Source organism: Halobacillus salinarum, assembly GCF_022919095.1.
GTDB classification, from domain to species: Bacteria; Bacillota; Bacilli; order Bacillales; family Halobacillaceae; genus Halobacillus_B; species Halobacillus_B salinarum.
Genome location: NZ_CP095073.1, coordinates 1,568,533 through 1,582,615 on the forward strand (window position 1 = coordinate 1,568,533; position 14,083 = coordinate 1,582,615).

Sequence of the window (14,083 nt, forward strand, 5' to 3'; positions counted from 1 at the left end):
GGAATTTTATGATGAGTATTCGAACGATACTTTTTGATTTAGATGGTACGCTGATTGATACAAATGAATTAATTATTGCCTCTTTTATGCACACGATTGAGCAGCATGGAGGCCGTTCATATTCCAGGCAGGAAGTGCTTGATTTTATCGGCCCTCCTTTAAAAGAAAGCTTAAGTAAAATCGATCCGGACCGGGTAGACGAATTAATTGAAGTTTACCGCAAACACAACATTGAACATCACAATGCTTATGTGAAAGCCTATGAAGGTGTGGTAGAAACGGTCCAGTTGCTGAAAGAAAGAGGCTTTAAACTGGGAATTGTAACGACCAAACTGCGTAACACAGTCGAACTTGGTCTCAATATCACCGGCCTTGATGGTCTGTTCGATACGATCATAACGTTAGACGATGTGACAAATGCAAAACCTCATCCAGAACCAGTAGCTAAAGCACTGCAAGCGTTAGATTCGTGTGCAAGCGAGGCACTTATGGTTGGAGATAACACCCATGATATTGAGGGAGGTAAGAATGCGGGCACGAAAACTGCAGGAGTAGCCTGGACAGTCAAAGGCAGGGAAGTGCTTGAACAGCTTCATCCAGACTATATGTTAATGCAAATGAACGATTTGTTGGAAATAACTGGAGGATAAAAAATGAGAAAGACTGAGCGGTATAGAGTGCATGGGGCGAATTCGCTGTGGCACATATATAAAACGGTACCTTTCTTCAAAGTAATAAAAAACTTTATCGTGATTCAGATTGCCCGTTATACGCCTATCTTGAAAGTAAAGAACTGGCTGTATCGCTCTTTGTTGCAGATGGAAGTGGGCAGGGAAACCGCATTTGCGCTTATGGTAATGGTAGATATTATGTTCCCGGAGCGGATATCGGTTGGTCGTAATAGTGTCATTGGCTACAACACAACGATTCTTGCTCATGAGTACTTAATTAAGGAATACAGACTGGGAGACGTGGTCATTGGTGATGAGGTGATGATAGGAGCTAATACCACCATTCTTCCTGGGGTAACTATTGGAAATGGAGCTATTATTTCTGCCGGTACGCTCGTTCATAAAGACGTTCCTCCCGGCGTATTCGTTGGAGGAAATCCAATGACTGTTATCTATTCTAAGGAAGAGATGGACAAGCGAGCAGCGGTGGATGAGTTTTTGAAAGGTGGGGAAGCTGAATATGGAGATTGAACAGCAGGTGCTTCCAGCCGTGAAAAAGATCAAAGACTTCGAGAAGCTATTGGATAGCAGCACCACCTATATTATTATCCTTGACAGTAGGCTGGGTCTACTAAAAAAGCTAGTGAAAGTCGGCCATAAAGCGAGCAAAAAAGTGTTTGTGCATGTTGATTTAATCCAAGGACTGAGAGCAGATGAGTATGGCATGGAATTTCTAGGCCAGGAAGTAAAACCTGATGGAATCATTTCTACTCGGTCACAAGCAATCATTCAGGCGAAAAAATATAATCTTTGTACCGTACAACGGTTGTTTTTAATTGACAGTCAGGCGATTAATCATCATATGAAACTTATCCAAAAAACAAAGCCTGACTATGTGGAAGTTTTGCCAGGGATTTTACCGGGAATGATAACAGAGATTAAGGATCGTTTAGGCGTACCAGTAATCGCTGGCGGATTAATCCGTACCCATGAAGAAATTGAGGACGCCATCGGTGCAGGTGCTTCTGCGGTATCTACTTCACGGGCGGCACTATGGCCATCCTAAGGCTGTTACATAACGATTCGTGAATAGAAGCTGAAGATCCACACAATGATTTGGAAAATAGAATCATTGTGTGGATTTTTTCTTAGGCGGTCCACTCTTGATAGAGGAGGGATGAATTTTGACAGAGTTCATGGGCGAATTAATTGGGACGATGATCCTCATTATTCTGGGTGGAGGAGTTATTGCCGGAGCCAACCTGCATGCAACGAAAGCCCAAGGGGGCGGCTGGGTGCTGATCACGGTTGCATGGGGGCTGGGTGTAGCCATGGGGGTTTATGCGGTCGGAAATATCACCGGTGCTCATATCAACCCTGCTGTAACCCTGGGACTAGCTGCAGTCGGCGATTTTCCGTGGGGAAAAGTTCCACTTTATATTACAGCTCAGACCATTGGAGCATTCATCGGAGGAACGATCGTATTTTTTCATTATCTGCCCCATTGGAAGGATACGGAGGATCCCTTGGCGATTAAATCCGTATTTTGTACGGATCCAGCGATTCGAAGTCCTATCTCCAACTTGGTTAGTGAAATCATTGGTACATTTGTCCTCGTTATGGGGATTTTGTTCATCGGCGCAAATAAGTTTACAGATGGGCTGAATCCGATCATTGTAGGACTATTGATTGTAGCGATAGGGATGTCGCTTGGAGCTACAACAGGTTACGCGATCAACCCGGCCCGGGATCTGGGACCGCGCATTGCACATGCCCTTCTTCCCATCCCTGGAAAAGGGGGATCGGATTGGAGTTACGCATGGATTCCTGTTGTTGGCCCCGCCCTTGGGGGAATTTACGGAGGTTTGTTTTATCAAGCTGTCTTTGAGGGTGATGCCAAAGTATGGTTTTGGATCGTATCTATAATTATTTTAGCCATTCTATTTGCTTCCGCTCAAAAAGAACTGCGAATAGCACGAGAAGCCTAACATTCTAGGAGGAGTGAAAAAGATGGAATCGTATATTTTATCTATTGATCAAGGAACGACGAGTTCCCGTGCCATATTATTTAATAAAGAGCGCGAAATTGTGGAAACCGCACAAAAGGAATTTAAGCAGTCATTTCCTAAGCCAGGCTGGGTTGAGCATGATGCCAATGAAATTTGGACGTCAGTACTTGGGTGTATTGCAGATGTCCTGACCAAAGCCAACGTTGAAGCGGAGCAAATTGCCGGAATCGGGATTACGAACCAAAGGGAAACAACGGTCGTGTGGGATAAAAATACCGGCCGGCCGATTTACCATGCGATTGTCTGGCAATCAAGACAAACGCAGGGGATCTGTAATGAACTTCGTGATCAAGGTCATAATGACACGTTCAGGGATAAAACTGGTCTCCTGCTTGATCCTTATTTTGCTGGCACGAAGGTGAAGTGGATTCTAGATCATGTAGATGGTGCAAGAGAAAAAGCAGAAAATGGTGACTTGCTGTTTGGAACGATCGATACGTGGCTCGTCTACAAGCTATCTGGTAAAAAGGCACATATTACCGATTATTCCAACGCTTCAAGAACACTGATGTACAACATTTATGAATTGAAATGGGATAAGGAACTGCTTGATATACTAGGAGTCCCTGAATCGATGCTTCCTGAAGTGAAGCCATCGTCAGAAGTTTATGCAAACACGGTCGATTACCATTTCTTCGGTCAGGAAATTCCAATCGCCGGGATTGCCGGAGACCAGCAAGCTGCCTTATTCGGACAGGCATGCTTTGAAAAAGGATCTGCCAAAAATACGTATGGTACAGGCGGGTTTATGTTGATGAACACCGGGGAAGAAGCAGTTAAATCTGAGAATGGACTGCTCACCACATTGGCCTGGGGCGTAGACGGTAAGGTAGAATATGCGTTAGAAGGAAGTATTTTTGTTTCAGGATCAGCAATTCAATGGCTGCGTGATGGATTGAAAATGATTGAATCTTCTCCTCAGAGTGAAGAAATTGCTGGGGAAGTAAATTCAACAGAGGGGGTTTATGTAGTCCCTGCATTTGTTGGTCTCGGTACACCTTATTGGGACAGTGATGCCCGTGGTGCTGTCTTCGGCCTGACACGCGGAACCAACCGTGCTCACTTCGTACGTGCTACTTTGGAGTCCCTCGCCTATCAAACGAAGGATGTAGTCGATGCTATGATCGAAGATTCGGGCATAAAACTGAAAAATCTCCGGGTAGATGGGGGAGCAGTCAAAAATAACTTGTTAATGCAATTCCAAAGTGACTTACTCAATGTTACTGTGGAAAGACCTGAAATCAATGAAACTACAGCGCTTGGCGCTGCTTATTTAGCCGGGCTTGCGGTCGGCTTTTGGGAAAGCAAGGAAGAGATCGCTAAAGAATGGGCCTTGGAAAGGGAGTTTGACCCTCATATGGACCAACGAAAAAGCGAAGACCTTTATAAAGGCTGGCAAAAAGCCGTAGAAGCGACGCGGGTATTTAAAATTTAGGTTGAAAAGGTTTGATGTCCTTCTAGTTTTTGATATACTAAGATTAAGTTAATCAATATAGGTCGGAGATACGGAGAGACCACGAAGCCTCGTACTTAGCTGCGAGGGCTTTCGTGGTCTCTTTTTTTATTACAAAAAACACATATTTCCTCCGGTTATTGGGAATATACGTATCAGACGGCATCATTTATGAAGATTTAATACAAGGAGAGATATTATGAAGCAGCAGTTTTCCAGCTACAATCGAGAGCAGCAATTAAATGAGCTGAAACAGGAAGAATGGGATGTCCTTGTCGTAGGGGAGGGATTACCGGCTCAGGAATTGCTCTTGATGCGGCAAGCCGTGGTATGAAAACAGCCGTAATAGAGATGCAGGATTTTGCCGCCGGGACTTCCAGCCGTTCTACTAAATTGGTGCATGGCGGTCTCAGATATTTAAAACAGTTTGAAGTGAAAATGGTGGCTGAAGTAGGCAAGGAACGTGCGATAGTTTATGAAAACGGACCTCATGTGACCACTCCGGAATGGATGATGCTTCCGTTCCACGAAGGCGGGAACTTTGGTCCTTTCTCCACGAACATCGGTTTACGTGTGTACGATTATTTAGCAGGTGTGAAGAGAAATGAAAGACGGACGATGTTAAGTGCAGAAGAAGCTTTAAAAAGGGAGCCCCTGATTAAGAAGGAAGGTTTAAAAGGGGCAGGCTTTTATGTAGAATATAAAACCGATGATGCAAGGCTTACGCTTGAAGTTATGAAGAAAGCTGTGGATTACGGAGCGTCTTCAATTAATTATACGAAAGTGGTCGATTTTCTTTATGATGAGCAAGGTTCTATTCAAGGTGCAAAAATTGAAGACACCATCACTGGCAGACAATACCATGTAAAAGCTAAAAAGGTCGTGAATGCCGGTGGTCCATGGGTAGATGAGCTTCGTGAGATAGACGGCTCTAAAAAAGGAAAACATCTTCAGCTGACGAAAGGCGTTCACCTCGTCTTTGATCAAGAAGTTTTTCCACTGCAGCAGGCTGTCTATTTTGATACACCTGATGGACGAATGATTTTCGCTATTCCAAGAGACGGAAAAACGTATGTCGGTACAACAGACACCCCCTACTCAGGAAAAATTTCTCATCCAACGATGACAGAAGAGGATCGCAACTATATTCTCAATGCCATTCACATGATGTTTCCTAAGGTTGATATTACACCGGATGACATTGAGTCAAGCTGGGCAGGTGTACGACCTCTTATTTATGAAGAAGGGAAGGATCCATCTGAAATATCCAGGAAAGATGAAATATTTGTTTCGGATTCTGGACTCATTTCCATGGCTGGAGGGAAGTTGACTGGCTATCGCAAAATGGCACAAACCGCAGTTGATCTTGTTCGTGATCAATTAATGGAAGAGTTCGGGATTCGCTATTCAGATTCAGAAACGAAAAATATGCCGATTTCAGGCGGAGAGGTGAACGGTTCTCAAGGATTCGAACAGTTTAAGAGAGAACGGATTCAAGTAGCAGAATCAATGGGATTATCTCATAAGGATGCAGAACAACTGGTTAGGCTGTACGGTTCCAACGTAGATATTGTGTTTAATATTTACAAAGAAGGGAAGCAAAGAGCGGAACAAGAAGGAATCGAGCCAGTTGTATTTGCCAAGCTCGTGTATGGATTAAATTATGAACTCACCTTTAAACCTGTTGACTTTTTTGTTAGAAGAACGGGGGCTTTGTTCTTTAATATTCAAATGGTGAGAGAATATAAAGACCAAGTGATTCATTACATGGCTGAAGAATTAAACTGGACAGAGTCTCAAAAACAAGAGTACACCGAAGAGCTAGAGCAGCTGTTAAAAGAAGCAGTCCAGCCGATTGAATACGTGCGGGAAACTGTCTGACAAAATGATTGGAGCTGGGACGAAAGAGTTTTAGCCATTATCTAATCCGAATGAAGGTGAACTTATTACGATAAGACTTCACCATCATTCGGATTTTTTGGGAGATAAACTTCAAATCTAATTCCTGTCATTACTTTTGATATCTGCCTTACTGGGTCGGCGCGTGGCCGCTCCGACATCGAACTAGCCTACGTGCTGAAGCACGCCAAAAGCGGAGTGTATTTCCGAATCGGTCTTACAACCAACGACAGCTTCGGAATTTACCAATTCCTTCACTGTTCGTCTTTAGAAGGTGGTTGCTAATTATGTAACTCCCCGATTTTTAATGCCACGTTTTTGAAACTTCACCTGCACAGTAATCGTAAAGATAGTATGGAAAGGGAAAGCTGGTGAATAAGGATGGTAAATTTACATACTTTATTGAAACAGGATGCAAGAAGGCAGACGGCGCTGGGAGTAGTGTTATTATCTTTAGCCTTGCTATTTCTAGCGGGGTTGTTTTTTAATTACAGTACACTTCTTTTAGGAATCCTGTACGGTTTATTATTTTTAATTTCAGGTTCTGTTCTACTCTTTACGGGTTTTAGGGATTACAATCGTGCCGGCAGAACGAAGCGAGATTTTACAAAAGACGAAGAGAAAATGAACTTGGAACAAGTCCCTGCAACAATGTATATAGGACATTACTATAAAAAAGAGACGAGAGAGAAACTTTATGCCATGAATGGTTCTGTTTACAGCGAGTTGAAGAAGCGTGGATCTTTTCCTGCTGTATTCTACTTTACTTATTCTGTCACGGGTGGAATATGGATCCCAGAAGAATACACAATGTACCAAAAAGATGGAAAACCCGTCTATCATCTTGAAAAGAAAGGCGGTTTGACGTGGAGAGGGTATGTCAAGAATGTAAATGATGAATATCTTGCTTACACAACGATCAAAAAAAACAAAGCCACCGGTAAGTCTGTGTACAGATATATAGAAAATGAGGAATGTAAGTGGTTTGCAGAAGGAGACCCATACATTGCTCACTATACAGTTAAAGACCAAAAAGGTTTTACATGGGCGGTAGTAAAACAAGGAGCAGTTACGAAGGAAGCCGCAGCGCAATTCGGTGATTTGCCAGGGAGTGTTATAGAGTGGAAAGTTCAAGAAATGGTTCCTTCATCACTCATGGCTTTTATCTTTTTAATGCAAACCCATCGGTAATCGTGATTCAGCTGCCTGCCAAATCCAAACGCAGGGATTAAGGATAGAAAGGCATAGAAGCATATTGGGCTGAACTCTTGATACCAGGTATACTCTTCTACATATGCGTTTTAGCGTGCGGATCACTTATGTGTATCTGCACGCTTTTTCATTTATTGAAAAGAGATAGGTACTGTAAGGAGCCATGCATGCTGTGAAGGAGTGAATCGAACTGCGGATATATCCAAGCACGCTTTTTTGTAAGAGTGTTTCTGCTATGATAAAGGTGGGTACAATTCAATAGATGCAATATAGCAGAAGTCATTGACGGTTGTTCTTTATTTTGGTAGCATGTTAGCATGCTAAAGGATTTGTCGAAAGGAATGAGAAAAAATGGGGAAGAGGCTCATGTTTGAAAAACCATTAGGAATGCGAGATACGCTTCCTTTTTTTTATAATCAAAAGAAGCGAGCTAGAAACCAGTTGTCTGAGGCCATTTTATCCTATGGCTATTCATTTATGGATACACCGCTGCTTGAATATCACGAAACGGTGGGGAGAGTGAGCGCTACCCTCGATCAGCAGCTGTTTAAGTTATTGGATCAGCAGGGCCATTCCTTAGTGCTCCGCCCTGATATGACCGCTCCGATTGCACGGGTGGCAGCTTCTCAGTTAAAAAATGCTGAATTTCCATTGCGGCTTGCTTATGATGGACCAGTTTTCCGTGCCCAGCAGGCAGAGGGAGGAAAGCCTGCCCAGTTTGAGCAAGTGGGAACGGAACTCATTGGCGACCATTCTTCCTATGCAGATGCAGAAGTGATTGCTTTGCTTGTAGAATCGTTGAAGCAGGCCGGACTGGAGGATTTCGTAATTACCGTTGGTCATATCGGATATGTGAAAAGTTTTTTCAGCGATGTGCTTAAAGATGATGAAACGACGATGGATGAGTTATTGAATTATTTATATCGTAAAAACTATGTAGGATATAGGGAAGCCGTGAAGGAATTATCACTTCCTAAGGAAGCTGAAGATTCCCTGCTTCAGCTGCTCCACTTAAGGGGTGGCGAAGAAATCTTCGGAATGAGTAAATCATTAGCGAGAAATCAGTCCTGCATTCTGGCGGTTAATGAACTTAAACAGCTTTATAAGCTGCTCAAGCAATATGGAGTTGCTCAGTATATTCATTTTGATTTAAATTTGATCAGCCATATGAACTACTATACCGGGATTCTGTTTGAAGGATACGCTCCAAATCTGGGCGCATTATTATGCAATGGCGGGCGTTATGACCAACTACTTCCTACTTTTCAGTTAAACGCGTCTGCAACTGGATTTGCTATCCGTGTAGAGCGGCTTGTGGAAGCTTTGCAAAAGCATGAAGAAAAAGATACAAGAGTAGCAGTTCTTGTTGATGAGGACACGCATGGGCAAGGCATTCAAAAGGCTAAGGAATTGCGGCAGCAAGGGTATCAGGTGCTGTTGCAGCACGTAGATCAAATCCCTAATCTTCAGGCTTTTCAACAACATTTACAAAAGACAATTAATTTAACTACAGGAGGCGAGTCCGTTGAATAAACCGTTAACGATCGCTATGCCGAAAGGGCGCATTTATGAAGAAGCTGCCTCCTTAATGAAGCAAGCCGGCTATGATTTAGGAGGGGACAAAGAAAAATCAAGAAAGCTGATTCTTGAATATCCAGACCAAAATCTCCAAATCATGATGGCTAAGCCGATGGATGTTGTAACCTATGTCGAATATGGGGCTGCAGACATTGGTATTGCTGGCAAAGACGTGTTATTAGAGCAGGACAGAGACGTATATGAAGTACTCGATTTGAAAATAAGTCCGTGCTATGTGGCTGTTGCGGGGCTTCCTGATCAGCCTTTAAGCCGGATTGCTCCAAAGATAGCGACGAAATACCCGAAAGTGGCATCCGATTATTTCCGGGAAAAAGGCGAGCAGATAGAAATTATTCCTCTTAATGGATCGATTGAGCTGGCTCCACTGATTGGACTCGCTGACAGAATTGTCGATATTGTCTCGACCGGAAGGACTTTAAAGGAAAATGGTCTTGTGGAATATGAAAAAATCGCAGAGATTACATCACGATTAATCGTGAACCCGGTAAGCTACCGTGTAAAAAGTCAGGAAATTGATGAATTAGCGCAAAAACTAAGCGAGGTTGTTGAGGTGAAGACAGGATGAAAATCGTAACCCGAAGTGACCTTCCTTCCTTAAGACGCAGTGTAGACCAGGGAACCGAAGAACAAAGACGGGCCGTAAAGGAAATTATTACAGAGGTAAAATCGCGGGGAGATGAGGCTGTGTTTGCCTATACCCGCCAATTTGACGAAGTCTCTCTGGAATCATTAAAGGTGAATCCAGATGAATTCGATCAGGCGTACGAATCAGTGGATGGTGAATTTGTTGAAATCTTAACCGAAGCAGCAGCGAACATTCGCAGCTTTCATGAAAAGCAACTATCCCAGTCGTGGTTTGATACGAGCAGTGATGGAACGCTGCTCGGTCAAAAAATTACGGCTCTTGATGCCGCTGGCGTGTATGTGCCTGGAGGAACAGCTGCCTACCCTTCTTCAGTGTTTATGAACGTGATTCCAGCACAAGTAGCCGGGGTAGATCACATTGTGATGTGTACACCGCCGGGAGAAGACGGTAAAGTGCCAGCCGGGGTCTTGGTCGCAGCCCGCATTTTAGGGATTACTGAAGTGTATAAAGCAGGAGGAGCTCAGGCGATCGCAGCACTTGCATATGGAACGGAGACGATTCCTGCGGTAGACAAAATTACTGGACCTGGGAATGTGTTTGTGGCCTTAGCGAAAAGAGAAGTGTTTGGTGATGTCGATATTGACATGATTGCTGGACCAAGTGAGATCGCGATTTTGGCCGATGAATCAGCAGCTTCGACGGAAATAGCGGCTGATCTTTTATCCCAGGCGGAACATGATGCGCGCTCTTCGAGTGTCCTTATTACGACAAGCGCTGTCCTTGCGGAAGCTGTTAACAACGCGGTTGAAGAACAGCTCAACGACCTCCCTCGTGAAGATATAGCCAGACAAAGTGTAAAGGACTACGGAATGGCTGTCGTGTGCCCGACAATGCAGGACGCCGTAGACACAGTGAATGAAATTGCTCCTGAGCATTTAGAGATCTTGACCTCAGACCCTTATCAGCAGCTTGGGAAAATTAAGCATGCCGGAGCCATTTTCCTCGGTCCATACAGCAGTGAGCCGGTAGGGGATTACTTTGCAGGTCCTAATCACGTACTGCCTACGAATGGGACGGCGAGGTTTTCTAGCCCTCTCAATGTTGATGACTTTGTTAAAAAGTCCAGTGTTATAGCTTATAGTGAAGAGGCACTCAAGAAAAACGTTGACAAAATTGCCCGCTTTGCCCGGCTGGAAGGCCTGGAAGCCCATGCAAGAGCAGTAGAAAAACGTAAGGAGCGATGGAAATGAGAGAAGGACGCAGAGCAGCAGTCGAACGTAAAACCAGGGAAACCGATATCTCCCTGGATTTAACTATTGATGGAACGGGGAAAGCAGACCTGGATGTCCAAGTTCCCTTTTTATCTCATATGCTTGAGCTTTTCACTAAGCACGGTCTCTTTGATCTTAGCGTGAAAGGGTATGGCGATGTAGAGGTAGATGACCATCATTTAACGGAGGATATTGGTATTTGCCTGGGGCAGGCGTTGCGACAGGCGATAGGGGATAAAGCTGGAATGAAACGGTATGGTTCAATGACCCTGCCGATGGACGAAACGCTTGTAACCGTTGCCGTTGACTTAAGCGACCGCCCACATTTCGAATGGAAGGCTGTACTTCCAAAGGACCGTGTAGGTACGTTTGACACGGAAAATGTTCATGAATTCTTTTGGAAATTAGCGGTTGAAGCGCGCATGAATTTGCACATCGTCCTTCATCATGGTCACAATACTCATCATATTATCGAAGCAATGTTTAAGGCGCTTGCCAGAGCTCTGGATGAAGCCACACAATTGGATCCTAGAGTTCAAGGTGTTCCGAGTACGAAGGGGAGCTTGTCATGATTGGCATCATCGATTATGGGATGGGAAACCTATTCAGCGTATCAAAAGCGTTAGAGCGCATGAATATTCCTTATCAGCTTGGAGAAAGACCTTATCAAATTGAGGATTGTGACGGATATATCCTTCCTGGCGTAGGAGCATTTCCAGACGCAATGAAAGCCTTGCATGAACATGGTTTTATCGACTTCATTCATCGAAAAATCAATGAAAACTTCCCCTTTTATGGGATTTGCTTAGGCATGCAGCTTTTATTTGAACGCAGTGAGGAAGGTGGAATAACTGCAGGACTTGGTCATTTCCCTGGAAATATTGTCAGGTTCTCTGATAAGGATGAAAATGGAGATGCCTATAAAGTGCCTCATATGGGCTGGAACCGCTTAAACATTCACCAGCCCGACCAGCCGCTGTTTACGGATGTTCTTGAGGATTATGTTTATTTTGTACATTCCTACGTTGTGGAAACGAAAGACACCTCCATCTTATATGCCACTGCCGATTATCATAGGCAGGTACCGGCAATTGTAGGAAGGGGAAATGTTGTAGCCAGTCAGTTTCATCCAGAAAAAAGTGGAAGCGCAGGCGTGAAACTTCTTGAGAACTTCTGCAAGACCATGGTTAAACAGTGAGGAGAAATTTGTTATGACATTTACTATTTATCCAGCAATAGATATGAAGGATGGCAAGTGTGTGCGTCTGGAACAAGGGGATTTTGACAAACAGACAGTGTATGGAGACAATCCATTTGAAACGGCAAAAGAATTTGCTGAAGCCGGAGCTTCATGGGTCCATATGGTGGACTTAGATGGAGCAAAAGCCGGGGCTGAACAAAATGGTGAGCATGTCATCAGGGTAGCTAATGAACTGCCATGCAAAGTACAAATTGGCGGCGGAATTCGGTCTGAAAATGATGTCCGTTATTACTTAGATCAAGGTGTCGATCGCGTAATTATCGGGTCACTCGCCGTCAGAAATCTCGGACTGACCAAACAGCTTGTTCAGGAATTTGGTGAACGGATTGCTATTGGATTGGATGCGAGGGATGGTTACGTCGCTACACAAGGATGGCTGGAAAGCTCTGAAGTTAAAGCTGTTGACTTAGGCCGGGAATTAGCTGAGGCTGGAGCTCAGACATTTATCTATACAGACATTGCTAAAGATGGTATGCTCTCTGGTCCTAATTTGGAAGAAATCGTGACTCTAGCTGATAAGACGGCAACAAATGTAATCGCTTCTGGAGGTATTAAAGAGCTTGAAGATTTACGGAAGCTAAAAAAATATCAGGATCAGAACGTCATTGGTAGTATTGTTGGAAAAGCGATCTATACAAAACAATTTAAACTCGAAGATGCTTTGAAGCTGGAGGTGGAATAATGCTGTCAAAAAGGATTATTCCATGCCTTGATGTGAAAGAAGGCAGAGTCGTCAAAGGAATTCAATTTGTTGAAATAAGAGATGCGGGCGATCCCGTGGAACTTGCCAAGGTATATGATGAGCAAGGAGCAGATGAGTTAGTCTTTCTCGATATTTCGGCAACCCATGAAGGGAAGAAAACGATGATCGATGTCGTACGGGCTGTTGCTTCCGAATTAGCGATCCCTTTTACCGTTGGCGGCGGTATTCGTACGCTTGAGGATATGAAAGAAACCCTCCGAAACGGAGCCGATAAAGTATCACTGAATTCGGCCGCTGTGAAGCGCCCGGAACTGATTACAGAAGGTGCGGATTATTTTGGCAGCCAGTGCATCGTAGTGGCAATAGATGCCCGGTACGATGTAGAAGCGGGAACGTGGCGGGTCTATACACATGGTGGCCGCACTCCGACGGACTGGCTGGCGGTTGAATGGGCAAAGGAAGCAGTTAAGCTTGGAGCAGGAGAGATCCTGCTTACATCGATGAACAAGGATGGAGAAAAGACTGGATTTGATTTGCCCTTACTAAGAGCCATCCAAGAAGTTGTTTCTGTACCAGTGATCGCTTCCGGGGGTGCCGGGGCGGCAGAACACTTTTATGATGTATTCACGGAAGTGAATGCTGATGCCGCACTGGCTGCTTCCATTTTCCATTATAAAGAAACATCTGTTGCTAACGTTAAAGAGTATTTAAAGAGTAAAGGGGTTGTTGTTCGATGAATATAAGTGAAGTCTCATTTGATGAACGCGGGCTGGTACCCGCTGTCGTACAAGATGCAAGATCAAAGGCAGTGCTTACGCTTGCTTATATGAATAAGGAAGCATTGGAAAAGACGTTGGAATTAAAGGAAACGGTCTTTTACAGCCGTTCACGCCAAGAGTTATGGCATAAAGGAGAAACATCGGGAAACACCCAGAAGGTGGTAAGCCTTCATTTTGATTGCGACCAGGATGCGCTGTTAATCCAAGTGATACCATCTGGGCCGGCCTGCCATACAGGAAGCTACAGCTGCTTCTACAAATCGATTACTGACCAAACCACGGACTTGAAGCCTGACCGATTTGCTATTTTAGACGAGCTGCTTCACGTGTTAGCTGAACGAAAGGCAGCGCTGCCTGAAGATTCCTATACGTCCAAGCTGTTTCAGGAAGGAGTAGACAGAATTGCCAAGAAAATTGGTGAAGAAGCGGGTGAAGTAATTATTGCCGCAAAAAACAATGACGCCGAAGAAATGTCTATGGAGTCTGCCGATCTACTCTTTCACTTGCTGCTATTACTAACAGAACGTGATGTTCCATTTGACCGGGTACTGGACGTACTTCAAGAACGGCACCAATAATT

14 protein-coding genes and 1 pseudogene are annotated in these 14,083 nt (G+C 44.2%); all 15 read left to right on the forward strand.

Features of this window, described 5'->3' with window-relative positions; translation table 11 throughout:
• Window positions 1-11 precede the first annotated feature (11 nt).
• Window positions 12-650: a pyrophosphatase PpaX gene (gene ppaX / locus MUN89_RS07930; protein ID WP_244713637.1), complete on the forward strand. Its 639-nt coding sequence runs from the start codon at window positions 12-14 to the stop codon at window positions 648-650.
• A 3-nt stretch (window positions 651-653) separates the two neighbouring features.
• Window positions 654-1,202 (forward strand): acyltransferase, encoded by a 549-nt coding sequence (locus MUN89_RS07935; RefSeq protein ID WP_244712738.1) that lies wholly within the window; start codon window positions 654-656, stop codon window positions 1,200-1,202.
• Window positions 1,192-1,737, forward strand: coding sequence for a glycerol-3-phosphate responsive antiterminator (locus tag MUN89_RS07940; RefSeq protein ID WP_244712739.1), 546 nt, complete (start codon window positions 1,192-1,194; stop codon window positions 1,735-1,737). Before MUN89_RS07935 ends, MUN89_RS07940 begins: the two co-directional genes overlap by 11 nt.
• A 118-nt stretch (window positions 1,738-1,855) precedes the next feature.
• Window positions 1,856-2,659: an MIP/aquaporin family protein gene (locus tag MUN89_RS07945; protein ID WP_244712740.1), complete on the forward strand. Its 804-nt coding sequence runs from the start codon at window positions 1,856-1,858 to the stop codon at window positions 2,657-2,659.
• A 22-nt stretch (window positions 2,660-2,681) separates the two neighbouring features.
• A complete protein-coding gene (gene glpK, locus MUN89_RS07950) occupies window positions 2,682-4,175 on the forward strand; it encodes a glycerol kinase GlpK (RefSeq protein WP_244712741.1) in 1,494 nt (497 codons plus the stop codon).
• A 217-nt stretch (window positions 4,176-4,392) separates the two neighbouring features.
• A pseudogene (locus MUN89_RS07955) lies at window positions 4,393-6,074 on the forward strand (glycerol-3-phosphate dehydrogenase/oxidase).
• Window positions 6,075-6,473: 399 nt separating this feature from the next.
• Window positions 6,474-7,283 (forward strand): hypothetical protein, encoded by an 810-nt coding sequence (locus tag MUN89_RS07960; protein ID WP_244712742.1) that lies wholly within the window; start codon window positions 6,474-6,476, stop codon window positions 7,281-7,283.
• Window positions 7,284-7,655: 372 nt separating this feature from the next.
• Window positions 7,656-8,837 carry an ATP phosphoribosyltransferase regulatory subunit gene (locus MUN89_RS07965; RefSeq protein ID WP_256464021.1) on the forward strand — a complete coding sequence of 394 codons (1,182 nt, stop codon included), beginning with the start codon at window positions 7,656-7,658 and terminating at the stop codon, window positions 8,835-8,837.
• Window positions 8,830-9,468 carry an ATP phosphoribosyltransferase gene (gene hisG, locus MUN89_RS07970; protein ID WP_244712744.1) on the forward strand — a complete coding sequence of 213 codons (639 nt, stop codon included), beginning with the start codon at window positions 8,830-8,832 and terminating at the stop codon, window positions 9,466-9,468. The genes MUN89_RS07965 and hisG overlap by 8 nt, the downstream gene beginning before the upstream one ends.
• On the forward strand, window positions 9,465-10,739 hold the full coding sequence (gene hisD / locus MUN89_RS07975; RefSeq protein ID WP_244712745.1) for a histidinol dehydrogenase: 1,275 nt from the start codon (window positions 9,465-9,467) through the stop codon (window positions 10,737-10,739). Before hisG ends, hisD begins: the two co-directional genes overlap by 4 nt.
• Window positions 10,736-11,332 carry an imidazoleglycerol-phosphate dehydratase HisB gene (gene hisB / locus MUN89_RS07980; RefSeq protein ID WP_244712746.1) on the forward strand — a complete coding sequence of 199 codons (597 nt, stop codon included), beginning with the start codon at window positions 10,736-10,738 and terminating at the stop codon, window positions 11,330-11,332. The genes hisD and hisB overlap by 4 nt, the downstream gene beginning before the upstream one ends.
• Window positions 11,329-11,958, forward strand: a complete 630-nt coding sequence (hisH, locus tag MUN89_RS07985) for an imidazole glycerol phosphate synthase subunit HisH (RefSeq protein ID WP_244712747.1) — start codon at window positions 11,329-11,331, stop codon at window positions 11,956-11,958. The genes hisB and hisH overlap by 4 nt, the downstream gene beginning before the upstream one ends.
• A gap of 13 nt (window positions 11,959-11,971) precedes the next feature.
• On the forward strand, window positions 11,972-12,703 hold the full coding sequence (hisA, locus tag MUN89_RS07990; RefSeq protein ID WP_244712748.1) for a 1-(5-phosphoribosyl)-5-[(5-phosphoribosylamino)methylideneamino]imidazole-4-carboxamide isomerase: 732 nt from the start codon (window positions 11,972-11,974) through the stop codon (window positions 12,701-12,703).
• Window positions 12,703-13,461: an imidazole glycerol phosphate synthase subunit HisF gene (gene hisF, locus MUN89_RS07995; protein ID WP_244712749.1), complete on the forward strand. Its 759-nt coding sequence runs from the start codon at window positions 12,703-12,705 to the stop codon at window positions 13,459-13,461. Before hisA ends, hisF begins: the two co-directional genes overlap by 1 nt.
• Window positions 13,458-14,081: a bifunctional phosphoribosyl-AMP cyclohydrolase/phosphoribosyl-ATP diphosphatase HisIE gene (hisIE, locus tag MUN89_RS08000; protein WP_244712750.1), complete on the forward strand. Its 624-nt coding sequence runs from the start codon at window positions 13,458-13,460 to the stop codon at window positions 14,079-14,081. Before hisF ends, hisIE begins: the two co-directional genes overlap by 4 nt.
• Window positions 14,082-14,083 lie beyond the last annotated feature (2 nt).